General features: G+C 64.8%; 16 protein-coding genes. 11 read left to right on the top strand and 5 right to left on the bottom strand.

Translation table 11 applies throughout. From position 1 onward, the window contains the following. Positions 1-89 precede the first annotated feature (89 nt). Positions 90-494, top strand: a complete 405-nt coding sequence (locus P6U25_RS01060; protein ID WP_407149597.1) for a GFA family protein — start codon at positions 90-92, stop codon at positions 492-494. A 62-nt stretch (positions 495-556) separates the two neighbouring features. Here the strand turns inward: P6U25_RS01060 and P6U25_RS01055 are convergent, their stop codons facing one another. Continuing rightward, positions 557-1,297, bottom strand: a complete 741-nt coding sequence (locus P6U25_RS01055) for a GGDEF domain-containing protein (protein ID WP_407149596.1) — start codon at positions 1,295-1,297, stop codon at positions 557-559. Between the two features lie 307 nt (positions 1,298-1,604). On the opposite strand from P6U25_RS01055, the gene P6U25_RS01050 reads away from it, so the two are divergent. The 4 genes from P6U25_RS01050 to P6U25_RS01035 all read left to right on the top strand — a co-directional run bounded on the left by P6U25_RS01050 (position 1,605) and on the right by P6U25_RS01035 (position 7,228). Beyond that, the gene (locus tag P6U25_RS01050; RefSeq protein WP_407149595.1) at positions 1,605-2,831 is read left to right on the top strand and encodes an aminotransferase class I/II-fold pyridoxal phosphate-dependent enzyme; all 1,227 of its coding nucleotides are present in this window, start codon (positions 1,605-1,607) and stop codon (positions 2,829-2,831) included. 16 nt (positions 2,832-2,847) lie between these two features. After that, positions 2,848-5,331, top strand: a complete 2,484-nt coding sequence (locus P6U25_RS01045; RefSeq protein WP_407149594.1) for a DNA translocase FtsK — start codon at positions 2,848-2,850, stop codon at positions 5,329-5,331. 96 nt (positions 5,332-5,427) lie between these two features. After that, complete coding sequence (locus P6U25_RS01040) at positions 5,428-6,240, top strand: outer membrane lipoprotein carrier protein LolA (RefSeq protein WP_407149593.1); 813 nt, start codon at positions 5,428-5,430, stop codon at positions 6,238-6,240. Positions 6,241-6,412: 172 nt separating this feature from the next. Continuing rightward, entirely contained in the window at positions 6,413-7,228 is an 816-nt protein-coding gene (locus P6U25_RS01035) for an exodeoxyribonuclease III (protein WP_407149592.1), read from the top strand. Positions 7,229-7,457: 229 nt separating this feature from the next. Here the strand turns inward: P6U25_RS01035 and P6U25_RS01030 are convergent, their stop codons facing one another. Both P6U25_RS01030 and P6U25_RS01025 read right to left on the bottom strand, forming a co-directional pair. Then, entirely contained in the window at positions 7,458-7,898 is a 441-nt protein-coding gene (locus P6U25_RS01030; protein ID WP_407149591.1) for a cyclic nucleotide-binding domain-containing protein, read from the bottom strand. Positions 7,899-7,955: 57 nt separating this feature from the next. Then, on the bottom strand, positions 7,956-8,642 hold the full coding sequence (locus P6U25_RS01025; RefSeq protein ID WP_280974802.1) for a response regulator transcription factor: 687 nt from the start codon (positions 8,640-8,642) through the stop codon (positions 7,956-7,958). A gap of 244 nt (positions 8,643-8,886) precedes the next feature. On the opposite strand from P6U25_RS01025, the gene P6U25_RS01020 reads away from it, so the two are divergent. Next, the gene (locus P6U25_RS01020; protein WP_407149590.1) at positions 8,887-9,426 is read left to right on the top strand and encodes a L,D-transpeptidase; all 540 of its coding nucleotides are present in this window, start codon (positions 8,887-8,889) and stop codon (positions 9,424-9,426) included. 149 nt (positions 9,427-9,575) lie between these two features. After that, a complete protein-coding gene (locus P6U25_RS01015; protein WP_407149589.1) occupies positions 9,576-10,361 on the top strand; it encodes a 2-keto-4-pentenoate hydratase in 786 nt (261 codons plus the stop codon). Positions 10,362-10,506: 145 nt separating this feature from the next. On the opposite strand, the gene P6U25_RS01010 is transcribed toward P6U25_RS01015, so the two are convergent. Beyond that, the gene (locus P6U25_RS01010; RefSeq protein WP_407149588.1) at positions 10,507-11,211 is read right to left on the bottom strand and encodes a YggS family pyridoxal phosphate-dependent enzyme; all 705 of its coding nucleotides are present in this window, start codon (positions 11,209-11,211) and stop codon (positions 10,507-10,509) included. Between the two features lie 106 nt (positions 11,212-11,317). Here P6U25_RS01010 and P6U25_RS01005 point away from each other — a divergent pair, with 106 nt between their 5' ends. The 4 genes from P6U25_RS01005 to holA all read left to right on the top strand — a co-directional run bounded on the left by P6U25_RS01005 (position 11,318) and on the right by holA (position 17,527). Next, positions 11,318-13,009, top strand: coding sequence for a diguanylate cyclase domain-containing protein (locus tag P6U25_RS01005; protein ID WP_407149587.1), 1,692 nt, complete (start codon positions 11,318-11,320; stop codon positions 13,007-13,009). 318 nt (positions 13,010-13,327) lie between these two features. Next, positions 13,328-15,952 carry a leucine--tRNA ligase gene (gene leuS, locus P6U25_RS01000; protein WP_407149586.1) on the top strand — a complete coding sequence of 875 codons (2,625 nt, stop codon included), beginning with the start codon at positions 13,328-13,330 and terminating at the stop codon, positions 15,950-15,952. Beyond that, positions 15,939-16,490: an LPS assembly lipoprotein LptE gene (lptE, locus tag P6U25_RS00995; protein ID WP_407149585.1), complete on the top strand. Its 552-nt coding sequence runs from the start codon at positions 15,939-15,941 to the stop codon at positions 16,488-16,490. Before leuS ends, lptE begins: the two co-directional genes overlap by 14 nt. 8 nt (positions 16,491-16,498) lie before the next feature. Then, positions 16,499-17,527, top strand: coding sequence for a DNA polymerase III subunit delta (gene holA / locus P6U25_RS00990; protein WP_407149584.1), 1,029 nt, complete (start codon positions 16,499-16,501; stop codon positions 17,525-17,527). A gap of 135 nt (positions 17,528-17,662) precedes the next feature. On the opposite strand, the gene P6U25_RS00985 is transcribed toward holA, so the two are convergent. Then, entirely contained in the window at positions 17,663-18,550 is an 888-nt protein-coding gene (locus P6U25_RS00985; RefSeq protein WP_407149583.1) for a ParB/RepB/Spo0J family partition protein, read from the bottom strand. Positions 18,551-18,634: the final 84 nt, after the last annotated feature.

The following is an 18,634-nucleotide window of genomic DNA, read 5'->3' as shown; positions in this document are numbered from 1 at the left end:
ATTCCCTTGAGAAACTATTGTCGAAATCGACTACCATTGTGGAACGGCAGTCAAGAGGACAACAGAACAACAAACACAGGGAGGACGTCATGAGGGTCGAAGGCGGCTGCTATTGCGGTAAGGTGCGCTACGAGGCCGAGGGCGAGCCGATGATGGCAGCGCAATGCCATTGCCGGGAATGCCAGTACATCACCGGCGGCGGGCCGAACATGTTCATGGCAATGCCAATCGGCGGATTCAAATACACCGCGAGCGAGCCCAAGCAGTTCACGCGCAAGGATCTCAGCCGCGCCGTGACGCGCGAGTTCTGTCCCGAGTGCGGCACCCATCTGGCGACCAAAGCGCCCGGCCTGCCCGCCGCGATCCTGAAGGTTGGCACCTTCGACGATCCAAGCCTCTTCAATCCGCAGCTCGCGATCTACACCTGCGACAAGCAGGCCTACCACCACGTGCCCGACGGCATGCCGGCATTCGACAAGCTGCCGGCGCACTGAGCCGCTGTGGCCCGTCATGGCCGGGCTTGACGAGCCGCGGATGGACCGACCGAACAACCAGGTCACGCCGCGTCGCGGGCGTGCTCGACGCGATCGCGGCCGTGACGCTTGGCGGTGTAGAGGGCCTGGTCGGCCGTGCGCATCAGCTCGCCCAGCTCGAACCCGCTCGCCTTGACGGTGAAGCCGATGCTGATCGTCACCGGGAGCGGCGTAACGTCATCGAGGATCGTTCGGCCTGCGCAGTCGCGGCGGATTTCCTCAGCGCGGTGCGCGGCCTGCTCACCACTGAGCCCGGTGAGAACGACGGCGAATTCCTCGCCGCCGTACCGCGCCACCAGAGCGCCGCGCCGGATCGCGAACTGGCGCAGCACATCGGCGATCTCGACCAGCACCCTGTCGCCGATGTCGTGCCCGTAGCGGTCATTGATCGACTTGAAATGATCGATGTCGCACATCAGCACCGCCGCCGATGCGCCATCGGCTTCCGCCTGATCGAGCGCGCTCGCGGCCGCGGCGTCGAAGCCGCGCCGGTTCAACAGGCCGGTCAACTGATCGGTTTGGGAGATCTGCGCGAGCTCGCGGCGGGTCTGCGCCAGCTCCAGCATCAAACGCCCCGAACGATAGGACATGCCGCCGCTCAGCGACAACGCGATGAAGACGCCCGCCGTGAGTCCGAAGAGTTGCATCTGCCCGACCGTCATCGGCGCAGCGAAGTCAAAGCCGAACGCCAGCGCGACCATGGTGAACGACATCACCGCGCTCGCCACTGCTGCGACCGCCATGACCTTGCCGGTGCGGCGCACCACATCGCCGTGTGTCTCGATCTTGATGGCCATGCCCCCCTGCGACTTCCGAATGGCGGATCATTCGTCCGAGGCATCTTGCCAATTGCTGAAGGAACTTGTGCAGCGCGATACGGCCTTAATGGCGGGTAAAGCGGGACACGCAAATGCATGCTCGCTTCCAACTTTCATCGGTCGCGCCTCGCAGATCACGGCCCACCGCCGATGGTTAATCGCGTCTTAACCTCGCCCTATCTATGGTGATTGGATCAGTTTACGGTCGGCCCTTCCCATTCCCGACCGCAGTGAAAGTGCTGGCGCTTCAAACATGGCAATGACCGCCTCATTCGGCGCGGCGCAGGGCGCCGGCAATGTCGCTTCCGCCGGCCAGGCCGAGCGTTCCCCGTTCCTACGCACGACCGAGCTGCTGGCGCCCTACCAGCCGGCTAAGCCATTGATTACGCTGTCATTGGGCGAACCGCAGCACCCGGTTCCGGATTTCGTCGGGCCAGTGCTGGCAAAGCATACCGCCGAGTTCGGCCGCTACCCGATCGCCAAGGGCATCGAGCCGTTCCGCCGCGCGGTCGCGACTTGGCTGTCGAGCCGATTCCGGCTGCCGCGCCCGGTTGATCCCGAGAGCGAGGTTCTGGTGCTGAACGGCAGCCGCGAGGGGCTGTTTTTCGCCGCGATCACCGCGGCACGCTATGTCGCCCCGCGAAAAGGTCGGCCGGCGATCCTGATGCCGAACCCATTTTATCCCGCCTATGGCGCCGGCGCCCGCGCCGCCGGCTGCGAGCAGATCTATCTGCCGACCACGCTCGCCAACGGCTTCCTGCCCGATCTCGATTCGATCGACGAGGCGACGCTGGCGCGCACCGTGGCATTCTTCATCGCCTCGCCCGCCAACCCGCAAGGCTCGGTCGCCTCGCGCACCTACTTCACCCGCCTGAAGCAGCTCGCCGACCGCTTCGGCTTCATGATCCTCAGCGACGAGTGCTACTCGGAGATCTACACCCGGGAGGCGCCGGGCAGCGCGCTGGAATGTGCCGGGCCCGACTTCACCAACGTCGTCGCGTTCCAGTCGCTGTCGAAACGCTCCAACCTGCCGGGCATGCGGGTCGGCTTCGCCGCCGGCGATAAAAAGTTTTTGGCCGCGTTCCATGAGCTACGCAACGTCGCCGCGCCACAAGTGCCGGTGCCGCTACAGCATGTCGCCGTCGCGGCCTATAGCGACGAGGCGCATGTCGAGGAGAACCGCAGGCTCTATCGCATCAAGTTCGATCTCGCCGACCAGATCCTCGGCAACCGCTACGGCTACAAGCGCCCCGCGGGCGGCTTCTGCGTCTGGCTCGACGTCTCGCAGCGCGGCGGCGACGAGGCCGCGGCGGTCAGACTCTATCGCGACGCCGGCGTCCGCGTGATTCCCGGCAGTTATCTGGCGCGCGAGCAGAGCGACGGTTCCAATCCGGGCGCGGGCTATATCCGGCTCGCGCTCGTCTCCGACAGTGAATCCACGGCCGAGGCGTTGCACCGGCTGGTCGAAACCCTGGGTTAATCGCGAAGCGCGAAGATTGAGCATGCCAGCGATCGAACGTGTCATCCCCCTGGTCGGCCATTTGCCGCACTCCATCCGCGAGTCGCTGGCGCGGCGGTTGCGTGAGCTGACCGGGCTGGGGTTGATCGCGCTCGCCGGCGTCGTCGCCGCGGCGCTGATGACGTGGTCGGTGCAGGATCCCTCTCTGAGCCACGCCACCTCGCGCGCGATCCGCAACGTCGTCGGCTACCCCGGCGCGATCGGCGCCGATCTGCTGATGCAGATCCTCGGGCTCGGCGCGATCATGCTGATGCTGCCGGTCGCGGTGTGGGGCTGGCGGATGCTGACGCATCGTCCGTTCGACCGCGAAGCGCTGCGGCTCGGCTGCTGGGTGCTGTGCACGGCGATCGCGGCGGGGTTTGCGAGCTGCTGGCCGCACAACACTGCATGGCCGCTACCGACCGGGCTCGGCGGCGTGGTCGGCGATGCGCTGGTGCGCGCGCCTGCCGTGGTGTTCGGGCCGCCCGGCTTCGTCTATCGCGTCGTGCTCGGCCTGATCCTGTTTATCGCGATGGCGGGCTGCTTCCTGTTCGCCTGCGGCTGGGGCGCCAAGGAAAGCGATCCGGAGCTGACCGAGATCACCGACGACGACGAGCCGTTTGTCGAGGAGGAAGAGGAGAACGATCGCAGCTCGATCTCGCTCGGCTGGCTGTTCCACGCGATGATGAGCGCCAAGGCGCGACTCGGCTGGCTGTTCACGAAAGCCTATAAATCGCTGGTCTCGAGCGCGCCGCAGGGCCGCGCTGCGGCCTTCGAGCGTCAGGAGCCCAATCTCGGCGGCGGAGGCCGCGCCGCGCCGTCGATCGCGCCCGTGGCCGAGGACGACGACGAGGATGTCGAGCACGACACGGAATCTTTCGACGACGAGGAGGAAGAGGAGGAAGCTCCCGTTGCCCGCGCCCCGCGCAAGAAGGCCGAGCCGCGCGTCAAGAAGAAGTCCTCCGACAAGTTCGAATTGCCGTCCGTCTCCGTGCTCACCGCGCCGAAGGCGAGTGATCGCCAGCCGCTCAGCAAGGCCGAGCTGGAAAATAATTCGCGCGCGCTGGAAGGCGTGCTGCAGGATTTCGGCGTGCGCGGCGAAATCGTCAAAGCCAATCCCGGTCCGGTCGTCACGCTGTACGAGCTCGAGCCTGCGCCCGGCATCAAGTCGTCGCGCGTGATCGGCCTGTCCGACGACATCGCTCGCTCGATGAGCGCGCTGTCGGCCCGCGTCGCCGTGGTCGCCGGGCGCAACGCGATCGGCATCGAGCTGCCGAACGCGCATCGCGAGAAGGTGTATCTGCGCGAGCTGCTGGTCGCGAAGGAGAGCACCGAGTCGGTCGCCAAGCTGCCGCTGTGTCTCGGCAAGACGATCGGCGGCGATCCCGTCATCATCGATCTCGCGCGTACGCCGCATATGCTGATCGCCGGCACCACCGGCTCTGGTAAATCGGTCGCGATCAACACCATGATCCTCAGCTTGGTCTACCGACTGCGGCCGGATCAGTGCCGCCTGATCATGGTCGATCCGAAGATGCTCGAACTCTCCGTCTATGACGGCATCCCGCATCTGCTCACGCCTGTCGTCACCGATCCGAAGAAGGCGGTGGTGGCGCTGAAATGGGCCGTGCGCGAGATGGAAGAGCGCTACAAGCGCATGGCCAAGCTCGGCGTGCGCAACATCGACGGCTACAATGCGCGCCTCGTCGAGGCCAAGGCCAAGGGCGAAGAGCTGACGCGCACCGTGCACACCGGCTTCGACAAGGAAACCGGCAAGGCGATTTACGAGGAAGAAAAGCTCGACCTCGAGCCGCTGCCGTACATCGTCATCATCGTCGACGAGATGGCCGACCTGATGATGGTCGCCGGCAAGGACATTGAAGGCGCGGTGCAGCGCCTCGCGCAGATGGCACGCGCCGCCGGTCTGCACGTCATCCTCGCCACGCAGCGTCCCTCGGTCGACGTCATCACCGGGACCATCAAGGCGAACTTCCCGACCCGCATCGCCTTCCAGGTGACGTCGAAGATCGACAGCCGCACCATCTTGGGTGAAATGGGTGCCGAGCAACTGCTCGGCCAGGGCGACATGCTCTACATGGCGGGCGGCGGCCGCATCAGCCGCGTGCACGGCCCGTTCGCCTCGGATGAAGAAGTCGAGAAGGTGGTGCGCCACCTGAAGACGCAGGGACAGCCGGAATATCTGGAAGCGGTGACCGCGGAAGAGCCGACCGACGAGGACGGCGCGGTGTTCGATTCCACCGGCATGGGTGGGGACGGCGGCGGCGACCTGTTCACGCAGGCGGTTGCGATCGTCAAGCGCGACCGCAAGGCGTCAACCTCCTACATTCAGCGCCGCCTGCAAATCGGCTATAACCGCGCCGCATCGCTCATGGAGCGGATGGAACTTGAGGGCATCGTCGGGCCGGCGAATCACGCCGGAAAGCGCGAAATTCTGGTCGGCGAGGAAGAAGGCCAGTTCTGATCTGAGATCATCACGGAAAAACCATATCTCCCTCGGATGAGGCGCTATAGGATCGCTCAAGCGGGACGAGCGTCGAACAGAGACCTGACATATCTGATGGAAAAGCATCTCACTCACCGCGGCATGCGCTACGCGCTGGCGCTCCTCGTCTCCGCCGCGATTGCCGGTACCACCATGACCGCGGTGGACGCCCAGAACGTCCCGACACCGAAGCCAGCGCCCAAGAAGGGCCGGGACGCCGGCACGCAGATGAGCGCGCAGGACAAGGGCCCGCAGACCACAGGCACGACCCAGGAGCCGACGCCGATCATCCCCGATCCGCGCCGCAACGTGCCCGCCAGCATCTTCCAGACCTTCGACGCCAACCAGAAAGCGCAAGCTGCGAAGGTCTCGGCTTACCTGTCGTCGCTGCAAACGCTGGTCGGAAATTTCGTCCAGGTCGGGCCCGACGGCACCAAGACCAAGGGCGATTTCTACATTCAGAAGCCCGGCAAGGTGCGTTTCGAATATGACGATCCGAGCCCGGTCGAGATCATCGCCGACGGCTCGTCGGTCGCAGTGCGCGACCGCAGGCTCGCGACCCAGGACATCTATCCGCTCTCGCAGACCCCGCTGCGTTACCTGCTGTCCGACCGCATCGATCTGATGAAGGATACCAACGTCGTCAGCGTCACCGCCGACGACGTGTACGTCAGCGTCACCATCGAGGAGAAGCAGGCACTGGTCGGCACCTCGCGCCTGATGCTGATGGTCGGCGCCAAGGACGGCAAGCTGAAGCAGTGGACCGTCACCGATCCGCAGGGCTACGACACCACGGTCGCCGTCTACAATCTCGACGCGACGCAGAAGCCCGATCCGTCGCTGTTCAAGATCGATTTCACGACCTACCCGGGCACCTCGCCGGGGTAGCCGATTCGCGTAGGATGGGTAGAGCGTCAGCGAAACCCATCGCAATCGTGTCGCGGTACGGCAATGATGGGTTTCGCTTCGCTCTACCCATCCTACGCTCGTCACGCACCACGGCTCCCGGCCTGTGGACAATTGAAATCCGCAGCGCGAACCGTGCTAAGACGCGGCTCCCATGCGTTTCACCGTCACAACCTGGAACATCAATTCGGTGCGGCTCCGCATCGATACCGTCGCCAAGTTCATCAAGGCGGCGCGGCCGGACGTGCTGTGCCTGCAGGAGACCAAATGCATCGACGATGCGTTTCCCCTGAAGCGCTTCAAGCGGCTCGGCTATGAGCACGTCGCGCTGAACGGGCAGAAGGGCTATCACGGCGTCGCCATCATCTCGAAGCTGCCGTTCGACAGCACCGACATCAGGACCTTCTGCGACAAGATCGATTCGCGCCACATCTCGGTGTCGTTCGGCGAGAAGGCACAGCTCGCAAAGCCGCTGGTGCTGCATAATTTCTACGTGCCGGCCGGCGGCGACATCCCCGATCCCGCACTCAATCCGAAGTTCGAGCACAAGCTGCAATTCCTCGACGAGATGAAAGCCTGCGAGCCGCTGCATCCGCGCGGCGACGACCGCCACATCCTGGTCGGCGACCTCAACGTCGCGCCGCATGAGAACGACGTGTGGTCGCACAAGCAGCTCCTGAAGATCGTCTCGCATACGCCCATCGAGACCGAGAAGCTGCTCGCCGCGCAGATGCATGGCGAATGGTTCGACGTCGCGCGCGAGCGGATTCCGATGTCGGAAAAGGTCTACACCTGGTGGAGCTACCGCGCCGCCGACTGGACCGTGGGCGACCGCGGCCGCAGGCTGGATCACATCTGGGTCTCGCGCGCGCTGAAGGACCAGGTCAGTGATTTCAAGATCACCCGCGACGCCCGCGGCTGGGAGCGGCCGTCCGACCACGTGCCGGTGACCGCGGTGCTGGAGGTTTGAGGCGAGGCTGCGGCCGCACACCCGGTTCGCCTCTCCCCTTGTAGGAGGGGCCGGATCGCATGGAGCGAAGCGACATGTGATCCGGGTGAGGCGTCGCGGTCTATCGAGGGACGCGCGCTCGCCGACAGACCTGAACCCCTCACCCGGATTGCATCTCACGATGCAATCCGACCTCTCCCGCAAGGGGAGAGGTGGAGCATACGGCACGGCCGTCGTTCAATTTCACCAGCTACGTATTCAGCTTGGCGCCCGCCATCAGGATATCGCTCGCGAGCTGGCTGGTGCGTGCGGCGAGGTCGTCGCGCAGCCGTCGCGCGGCGGCAGGGTCGCTTTCCAGCACGCGCTGGAACAGGCTGCGTGCAATACGAATCACGGAAGCGCGTTCGCGCGCGGTTGCGGTCGAAGGTCGCTTCATCGCCACAATCAGCGCGAGCTCGCCGATCAGCGCGCCGGGGCCGGCGACGATCTCGGCACCGCCTTCTTCGACGCGGAACGTCCCGCTCTGCACGACATAGCCGGCATCGGCCGCATCGCCTGCCTTGAACAGCACGTCACCGTCTTCGAAATCGCGTTGCTCGGAGCCGATCGCGAGCATGCGCAAGGAGGTGCCACCCAACAGACGCATCGTCGGGACCCGCTCGAGCAGGGCTACATCATCATCGATCGACATTCAGGGACGGGAACCGGAGTGCGCCTCGATTTCACGAATCGTCAAGCGCAAAGCGTATCACGGCACCAGCTTGTAGCCACCGGCTTCGGTGACCAGGATTTCAGGATTGGCAGCATCCTTCTCGATCTTCTGGCGCAGGCGGTAGATGTGGGTTTCCAGCGTGTGGGTGGTGACACCGGAATTGTAGCCCCAGACCTCCTGCAGCAGGGTTTCGCGCGACACCGGCATCTGGCCGGCGCGGTAGAGGAAGCGGAGGATCGCGGTCTCCTTCTCGGTCAGCCGCACCTTCTTGGCATTGGCGCCGGTGAGCATCTTGGAGCCGGGCCGGAACGAGTAGGGGCCGACCGAGAACACCGCGTCCTCGCTGGCCTCGTGCTGGCGAAGCTGCGCCCGGATCCGGGCCAGCAGCACCGCAAATCGAAACGGCTTTGCCACGTAATCATTGGCGCCGGATTCCAGGCCCAGGATGGTGTCCGAATCGGTGTCGTGGCCGGTCAGCATGATGATCGGGGCCTTGAAGCCGCCCTTGCGTAACGAGCGCACCACCTCGCGGCCGTCCGTGTCCGGCAGGCCGACATCCATCAGGACCAGATCGGGGGAATTGGCTTTGGCGGCGCTGGCGCCCTTGGCGCCGGTATCGACTGCGGAGGCCTCGAATTCCTCGTGCAGCGACAGTTGCTCGACCAGCGTATCGCGCAGATCGGTATCGTCATCCACGATCAAGATCTTGCGGGCATTGGCCATTGGTACAATCCTTCGGGGGCGGCGGGGCGGACAGAAGCGGGGGAGCTCATGGCCGAGACTTGGGGTAGATATGGGTTCAGGTAGGCGATTGTTACCGATTCACAAGGCAAGGGTAGTTTATCGCAAAACCGGCAAGCGGGAGGTGAATGTCCTGTAACCCTGCCAGATAGATCAATTGGGGCTGCCAAGGCAAGTTTGGATTGGAATGATTCTTAAGGGAAGGCGAGCTATTTCAATCACTTATATGACAGACGCACGTGATCGCCCACTCTCCGCCATTCACGTCCATCGCGGCGCCGGAGACCCGCGCCGGGGCTGGCTGAGCGCGGATGGCTGGACGGTGCCGGTCGCGCTCGGACGCGGCGGCATTCTGGCCAACAAGCGCGAGGGCGACGGCGGCACGCCGCGCGGCGTCTTTCATCCCCGGCGGCTGTGGTGGCGCGCCGACCGCCACGGGCGGCCGAAGACCTTTCTGCCGACCCGGGCGATCCGCCCCGAGGATGCCTGGTGCGAGGATCCCCGGGATCGTCACTACAACCAGCCGATCCGCCTCGACGGCGCGGAGCCCGGCGACCGCCTGACCCGCGCGGATCACCTCTACGACTTCATTGTCGAAATCGACCATAACGCCGCGCCGCGCATCGCCGGCCGTGGCAGCGCGGTGTTCCTGCACCTGGCGCGCCCCAATTTCTCACCGACCGCCGGCTGCGTCTCGATGACGAAGTCATCGATGCTGCGTCTGTTGCGGCGGATGAGTCCGCGGACGAAGATCATCATTGGGTAGTCTACCATCTATCCTCATGGTGAGGAGCGCGCAGCGCGTCTCGAACCATGAGGCCCCGTCTGCGGCCTACATCCTTCGAGACGCCGCTCCGCGGCTCCTCAGGATGAGGGGTAGCAGCCAACACGATTGCTCTACTCAGGAATTCGACAATGCTCGACGCCGATCAAATCGCCACCGCATCAAGGATGCTGCACCAACGCTGGCGCGCCGGCACCAAGCTCGGCGCGCTCGACAGCGCGATCCGGCCGCGCGACCGTGCCGAGGGTTACGCCGTGCAGGCCGCGCTGGAGAAGACCTCGCGCGAAAAACTGTTCGGCTGGAAGATCGCGGCAACCAGCGAGGCCGGCCAGAAGCACATCAACGTCGCGGGCCCCTTGGCCGGGCGCATCCTCGCCGAGACTGTAATCGCCGATGGCGGCACGGCATCGATGACGGGCAACGAGATGCGCGTCGGCGAGCCTGAATTCGCCTTCCGGATGGCGCGCGATCTGCCGCCGCGTGCGGCGCCCTACAGCGTGCAGGAGGTGCTCGACGCGGTCGGCACGCTGCATCCCGCAATCGAGATTCCGGATTCGCGCTTCGCCGATTTCACCATAGCCAGCGAGGCGCAGTTGATCGCCGACAATGCCTGCGCGCATCTATTCGTGCTCGGACCTGCTACGTTAGCCAACTGGCGCGCGATGGATCTGATCGAGGAGCGGCCGACCATCACGCTGCGTGGTCAGCACTACACCGGGCACGGCAAGAACGTGCTCGGCGATCCCCGCGTGGCGCTGGCATGGTGCGCCAACGAACTGCGCGGCCTCGGGCTGACGTTGCGGGCAGGGGAGGTGGTCACCACCGGCACCTGCCACTCGCCGCTGCCGATTGCAGCCGGTGATGTCTTCGCGGCAGATTTTGGTGTGCTCGGAAAAGTATCGGTGAAGTTCGCGTAGGCCAAGGCGCTCACCGCACACACGACGTCGTCCCTGCGAAAGCAGGGACCCATAACCACCGAACTTGATTGTTGCGCGCTGATCTAATCGCGTGCCCTTTGCGATGGCCGCGGAGTATGGGTCCCTGCTTTCGCAGGGACGACGGCTATGGATGCGGCACCGTCCGCGCCCCAAAAATCGCCGAGCCCACGCGCACATGGGTGGCGCCCATCTGGATTGCCACCGCGAAATCTGCGCTCATTCCCATCGAGAGATTCTTCAACCCGTTGCGCGCGGCGATCTTGGCGCAGAGCGCGAAATGCGGCGCCGGCGCCTGGTCGACCGGCGGAATGCACATCAGCCCCGAGATCTGCAAACCGTACTTCTCGCGGCACGCGGCGATGAACGCATCGGCGTCGTGCGGTGCGACACCGGCTTTCTGCGGCTCCTCGCCGGTGTTGATCTGCACGAACAATGCCGGCTGCTTGTGCTGGGATTTGATTTCCTTGGCTAATGCTTCGCAAATGCTCACGCGATCGACCGAGTGGATCGCATCGAACAGCGCAACGGCCTCCTTGGCCTTGTTCGACTGCAAGGGTCCGATCAGATGCAGCGCCAGTCCGGGATTGGACTGCATCAATGCCGGCCACTTGCCCTTCGCCTCCTGCACGCGATTTTCGCCGAACACACGCTGTCCCGCATCGATGATGGGTGAAATGGCGTCGGCCGCGAACGTCTTCGACACCGCGATCAGCGTCACCGAGGCGCGATCACGGCGCGCTTCTTTGCACGCGCGCACGACCTCCTGCTCGACGGCGGCGAGGCCGTTTGGTGAATGAGCTGTTAACGGCGTGGTCGGGCTTTGCGGCATGTTTGTATCGTTTTCTGACGGACCGGGGGGTTGGGTCGAATTTTACCAAATTCGGGAAAGGCTTTTTGAAGCCCTTCATTCTACCTTGGCGCCGGGCAAGGGAAAAATGTCGCGCACGATTTTCAACCGCAACCGGGTGAAACTCAAGAAGCTTCTGGGCATTCGTGCCCGGCTGGCTTTGCTTGCGATGCTCCTGGTCGTTCCCCTGATGCTCGATCGAGTCGGTACGCTGAACGCATTCCGCACCAAGCAGATCGCGCAGGCGGCGCAAGTCTACGCCAATCTGACCAGCCATGCCGCCGAAACCCAGCGCGAGGTGGTTTCCTCTGTCGAGACCATGCTGAAGTCGGCCGCCTATATCCGAGCTTCCGGCGGCATCGCGCGGAGCTGCGAGGTGCTGCGCGCCAGCCTGCCGACGGTCCTGCCATGGATCCGCAGCATCATGTTCGCGTCCCGTGACGGCGTCGTGCAATGTTCCACGCTCAATGCCCAGGTCGGGATCAATCTCGGCGACCGCGACTATTTCAAGAAGGCGCAGGACACACGCGGCTTCGTCTTCAGCGATTATTTGTTCGGCAAGACCAACGGCCGTGCGATGATGATGGCCGCCTATCCGGTCGCCGCGATCAACCCAGAGGAGGATGCCGTCGTCGTCGCCGGCATCAACATCGACTGGCTGTCGCAAATCATGGGCAATCTCGGCGGACAGCCGGGCATGTCGGCGGTGCTGGTCGACAGCACCGGCGTCGTGATCGCCGCACCACCGGACCATGCGAGCCTGGTCGGCCGCTCGCTCGACACCGTTCCACTGATGTCAGCGATCGCGGAGAAGGCGCTGAGCTACGACGAGCCTTCGGGCTCGGTGTCGTTCACGGCGTCTGACGGCGCGCAGCGCACGCTGAGCTTCGCTCGCATCGCCGGAACGCAGTCACGGCTGATTGTGAGCATGGATGAAGCCAAGGTGACGGCGGCGATCAACCGCGAGATTCGCACCGCCTATCTGCAGCTCGGCTTCGTCTGCCTGTTCGTTTTGTTGGGTGCTCTCGTCGGCGCAGAAAAGCTGATCATCAAGCCGATCGAAGTGATGACCAGCATGGCGCGCCGGTTCGGGGAGGGCGATTGGTCGGCGCGCGTCGCCAAGCACAAGCTGCCGTCGGAGTTCGTTCCACTGGCGCGCGCCTTCAATGCGATGGCCGCGCAGCTCAGCCAGCGCGAGCGCGAGCTCCTTGCATCCAACGATCGCCTCACGGTGATGGCCTCGATCGACGCCTTGTCGGGCCTTGCCAACCGGCGCGGCTTCCAGAGCCGGCTCGACTTCGAGTGGATGAAGTCGCAGCAATATGACTGCGCGCTCTCGCTCCTGATGATCGATGTCGATCACTTCAAGCTCTACAACGACACCTACGGTCATCCCGAAGGCGACACCTGCCTCACCAGGATCGGCGAAACGCTGTCCGGCATCGCCGCCGACACGATGGGCTTTGCCGGCCGCTACGGCGGCGAGGAATTCTGCCTGCTGCTGCCGAACACCGATGCCGCGCGTGCGCTCGCGGTCGGCGAGACCGTGCGCACAGCCATTCTCGGGCTTGCGGTGCCGCACTCGACCTCAAGCCATGCCATCGTCACCGTCAGTGTCGGCGTCGCGACGACGAAGCCGAACGACACCCTCCGTCCCGGCGATCTGATCGAAGCCGCCGACGCCGCGCTCTATGCCGCGAAGCGCGGCGGCCGCAACGCGGTGGTCGAGCATGGCTTCTTACAGAAGCTCGACGAGGCTGGGATGGCGCTGGCGAGTTGAGCTGTGCCTCGGAGCACCAGGCCGGGACGACGCGATGGAGCAAGCCGCGGCCTCTCGGCTCCAGCACCGGCGTTTCTGGCATACTGGATCACCCGCCTTCGCGGGTGACGACACCGAGCAAGTTCCTTGAGGGTGCCCAAGGCACGCAATTGCGGGATGCCGCAACTAACCCCCATCCTCCCCCGCGGCGACGGCAGGGCCAGGCCGCGAGGGATGAGCATTTGACAGGACCCAAACCGTTGACCCCGTGGGCGTTTTTGTGGCCTAGTCCGCCGTCCTTCGATGGGACCCGAAAACCACCCAAAGCCCTGCGATTTCATGACCTCTGAACGCTACAACGCCCGTGAATCCGAACCCCGCTGGCAAGCCACCTGGGATGAGAAGGCGATCTTCGCCTCGAAGAACGACGATACGCGGCCGAAATACTACGTGCTCGAGATGTTTCCCTATCCATCCGGGCGCATCCATATCGGACACGTCAGGAACTACACGCTGGGCGACGTGCTGGCGCGCTACATGCGCGCCAAGGGCTTCAATGTACTGCACCCGATGGGCTGGGATGCGTTCGGCCTGCCGGCCGAGAACGCCGCGATCGAGCGCAAGGTGGCGCCGAAGGCCTGGACCTACGACAACATCGCCGCGATGAAGAAGCAGCTCAAGTCGATCGGGCTGTCGCTCGACTGGAACCGGGAGTTCGCGACCTGCGATCCCTCTTACTACAAGCATCAGCAGAAGATGTTCCTGGACATGCTCCGCGCCGGCCTCGCCGAGCGCGAGAAGCGCAAGCTCAATTGGGATCCGGTCGACATGACCGTGCTCGCCAACGAGCAGGTGATCGACGGCCGCGGCTGGCGCTCCGGCGCCATCGTCGAGCAGCGCGAGATGAGCCAGTGGGTCTTCAAGATCACCAAATACTCGCAAGAGCTGCTGGACGCGCTCGACGGGCTGGACCGCTGGCCCGACAAGGTGCGGCTGATGCAGCGCAACTGGATCGGCCGCTCCGAGGGCCTCTTGATCCGCTTTGCGCTGGATGCGGCAACCACGCCGGCCGGCGAGACCGAGCTGAAGATTTTCACCACGCGGCCGGACACGCTGTTCGGCGCCAAGTTCATGGCGATCTCCGCCGATCATCCGCTGGCGCAGGCCGCGGCCGCGAAGAACCCGAAGCTTGCCGAGTTCATTTCCGAGATCAAGAAGATCGGCACCGCGCAGGAGATCATCGACACCGCCGAGAAGCAGGGTTTCGACACCGGCATCAAGGCGGTCCATCCGTTCGATCCGAACTGGAAGCTGCCCGTCTATGTCGCGAACTTCGTGCTGATGGAATACGGCACCGGCGCGATCTTCGGCTGCCCGGCGCACGACCAGCGCGACCTCGACTTCGTCAACAAGTACAACCTCGGCAACACGCCGGTGGTCTGCCCCGAGGGCCAGGACCCGAAGACATTTGTCATCACCGACACCGCCTATGACGGCGATGGCCGCATGATCAATTCGCGCTTCCTCGACGGCATGACCATCGAAGAGGCCAAGGAAGAGGTTGCCAAGCGCCTGGAAGGCGAAGTGCGCGGCAACGCACCAGTCGGCGAGCGGCAGGTCAACTTCCGCCTGCGCGACTGGGGCATATCACGGCAGCGCTACTGGGGCTGTCCGATCCCGGTGATCCATTGTCCCAAGTGCGACGTGGTGCCGGTGCCCGACGACCAGTTGCCGGTGACGCTGCCGGAGGATGTGACCTTCGACAAGCCGGGCAACGCGCTCGACCATCACCCGACCTGGAAGCACGTCACCTGCCCGCAATGCGGCGGCAAGGCGGTGCGCGAAACCGACACGATGGACACCTTCGTCGACTCGTCCTGGTACTTCGCGCGCTTCACCGATCCCTGGAATGAGACCGCGCCGACCACGCCGGCAGTCGCCAACCGGATGATGCCGGTCGACCAGTATATCGGCGGCGTCGAGCACGCGATCCTGCATCTGCTCTATAGCCGCTTCTTCACCCGCGCGATGAAGGCGACCGGCCACATCGACATGAAGGAGCCGTTTGCCGGCATGTTCACCCAGGGCATGGTGGTGCACGAGACCTACCAGAAGGCCGACGGCACCTATGTCACGCCGGCCGAGGTGAAGGTCGAGATCGGCGGCAACGGCCGCCGCGCGGTATTGATGGCGACCGGCGAGGACATCGAGATCGGTCCGATCGAGAAGATGTCGAAGTCGAAGAAGAACACCGTCGACCCCGACGACATTATCGCAAGCTACGGCGCCGACGTCGCCCGCTGGTTCATGCTGTCGGACTCGCCGCCGGACCGCGATGTGATCTGGAGCGACGAGCGCGTGCAGGGCGCCTCGCGCTTCGTGCAGCGGCTGTGGCGGCTGGTGAACGAATCGGCCGAGATCGCGAAGTCCGCGCCGGCGGCGCGGCCGGCGACCTTCGGGCCCGAAGCGCTCGGCTTGCGCAAGGCGGCGCATGGTGCGCTCGACAAGGTCTCGTCGGGCATCGAGCGGCTGCACTTCAACGTCTGCCTCGCCCATATCCGAGAATTCGCCAATGCGCTGTCCGAGGTATTGGCGAAGGGGGGCAAGCCGGCGCCTGACCTTGCCTGGGCCGTCAAGGAGGCCGCCACAATCCTGGTCCATCTGTTCTCGCCGATGATGCCGCATCTGGCCGAGGAGTGCTGGGCGGTATTGGGCCAGAGCGGGCTGGTATCGGAGGCCGGTTGGCCTCAAATCGAGCGCGATTTGCTGGTTGAAGACAGCGTGACCCTGGTCGTCCAGGTCAACGGCAAGAAGCGGGGTGATGTTACTGTGCCACGCACCGCCCAAAATGCGGATATAGAGGCTGCCGTTTTGGCGCTCGATGCGGTAAAAGTCGCCCTGGGCGGCAAACCCGTCCGCAAGGTGATCGTAGTGCCCATGAGGATCGTGAATGTCGTCGGCTAGGATCAGAATCGCTGCCCGGTTGATTGCCGTGGCTGCGTTGGCCGCGCTGACGGCCGGCTGCTTTCGCCCGATGTATGCCGAGCATTCCGACGGGACGCCGGACCTGCGCGAAAAGCTGATGGGCGTCGAGATTCCGCCGGTCGACAAGCCGAACGCCTCGCGCGAGGCGCGGGTCGGCGTCGAGATCCGCAACGCGCTCGCCTTCAAGCTTTATGGCAACGCCACCGGCATGCCGCCGACCCATCGGCTTGTCCTGAGGTTCACCACCAGCCGCTCCTCGCTGATGATCGACCCGGCCACCGCGCTGCCGACCAGCGAGAACTACGGCATCGACGCGCAGTTCAACCTGATCGAGATCGCCTCCAACAAGTCGGTGATGACCGGCACGACGTTCTCGCGCGTGTCCTATGATATGCCCGGTTCCTATCAGCGCTTCGCCCGCTCGCGCGCCTTCCGCGACGCCGAGGATCGCGCCGCGCAGGAGATCGCCGACAACATCCAGACCCGGCTGGCGTCGTTCTTCTCGGCCGGAACCTGATCACCGCATTGGTCGCGCTTCGCGGAAAAGAGATCGATAGCTTTCTCGCCCGGCCCGACGCCGGCCGCCCGATCATCCTGCTGTACGGGCCGGACGCGGGCCTGGTGCGCGAGCGCGCCGACGCACTGATGGCGTCGGCGGTCGACGATCCCAACGATCCGTTCTCGCTGGTGCGGCTCGATGGCGACGAGCTCGCCGCCGAGCCGTCGCGGCTGGTCGACGAAGCGATGACGGTGCCGCTGTTCGGCGGCCGCCGCGCCATCCGCGTCCGGGCCGGCTCGCGCAATTTTGCCAGCGGCGTCGATACGCTGGCCGATTCGCCGCTGAAAGATTGCCGCATCGTGATCGAGGCCGGCGAGCTGCGGCCGGAGTCGCCGCTGCGCAAGGCCTGCGAGCGCGCCAAGAACGCGGTCGCGATCGCCTGCTATCCCGACACCGAGCGCGATCTGACCAAGCTGATCGAGGACGAGCTGCGCATCTCCAGTTTGCGGCTGGCGCCGGATGCACGCGCGGTGCTGATGTCGCTGCTCGGCGGCGACCGCCAGGCCTCGCGCAACGAGCTGCGCAAGCTCGCTCTGTTCGCGCACGGCAAGGGTGAGATCACGCTCGACGACGTGATGACCGTCGTCTCCGACGCCTCCGAGCTGAAGCTCGATCCGATCGTCGACGGCGCGTTTGCCGGCAATGCCGCGCTGGTCGAGAGCGAGTTCGCCAAGGCGATGGTCGCCGGTACCTATCCCGGCGTGATCATCTCGGCCGCGCAGCGCCATGCGGCGTGGCTGCACAAGTCCGCGCTCGCGGTTGCCGAGGGCACGCCTGTCAGCGCTGTGCTCGAAGGCGGATTTCCGCGGCTGCACTTCTCGCGCAAGGCTGCGGTCGAGATCGCGCTGCGCAATTTCAGCCCGCCGCGGCTGGTGACGGTGATCGAGCAGCTTGCGACCGCCGCGCTCGAGATGCGCAAGCAGGCTACTCTTGCCGCCGTGATCGGACAACGCGCGCTGCTGTCGATCGCGGCAAACGCGAAGCGGCGGGGGTGATTGTCATTGCGAGGAGCTCGCGACAAAATTGCAAAGCAATTTTGCGCTGAAGCGACGAAGCAATCCATCGATCCGCCTACGCGGGACCATGGATTGCTTCGCTCCGCTCGCAATGACGGAAAGAGCTTTATGCGACTAACCGCCTTCCAGCCGCCGCACCACCTCGTCGAGCTGTTCGAGATTGCGGTAGTTGATCTGGACGGTGCCGCCGGGATCGCGATGATTGACGGTGACGGCAAGGCCGAGCGCGTCGCTGACACGCTTCTCCAGCGCCAGGGTGTCGGCATCCTTGCTGGCCTTGGCGGCCGCGCTGGCACGCGGCTTTTGCGGCTTGCGCTCCGGCACGCCCTCCTCATGCGCCAGCGCCTCGGCCTGGCGGACGTTGAGACCTTCGGCGACGATGCGCTTCGCCGCCGTGAGCGGATCGGGCACGCCGATCAGCGCGCGGGCGTGGCCGGCGGAGAGATCGCCCTTGGCGATCAGCGCCTGCACCTCGGCAGGCAGCTTGGTCAGCCGCATCATGTTGGCGACGTGGCTACGGCTCTTGCCGACGATCTTGGCGATATCTTCCTGGCTGCGTTTGAACTCGTCGGCGAGCGCGTGATAGCCCTGCGCCTCCTCCATCGCGTTGAGATCCTCGCGCTGGACGTTCTCGATGATCATGATCTCGAGCGCATCGGAATCGTTGACCTCGACCGGAACGATCGGCACTTCGTGCAGGCCGGCGAGTTGCGAGGCGCGCCAGCGGCGCTCGCCGGCGATGATCTCGTAGCGGTCCTGCACGCCCTTGATCGCGCGCACCACGATCGGCTGGATCACGCCGCGCTGCTTGATCGAATCGGCGAGCTCGCCGAGCTCGGTATCGGCAAAGGTGCGGCGCGGATTGCGCGGGTTGGCCTTGAGAAATTCGATCGGCACCTTGCGCTGCGCGCGCGGCCGCTCGACATGCGCGGCCTCGCCGCCGACATCCCCGATCAGGCTTGCAAGCCCGCGCCCCAGTCGCGAACGCGCTTCATCGGCCATTGTAGCGGACTCCCTTGGATTCACGCGCAGTACTCCGGACATAGAACTTCAGTTGTATCGGCTCGTAGGGTGGGCAAAGGCGCG

The organism is Bradyrhizobium sp. ORS 86, from assembly GCF_045571475.1.
Lineage (GTDB): Bacteria > Pseudomonadota > Alphaproteobacteria > Rhizobiales > Xanthobacteraceae > Bradyrhizobium.
The sequence above is the reverse complement of the archived record's forward strand: the minus strand, read 5'-3'. Positions and strand labels throughout refer to the sequence as shown.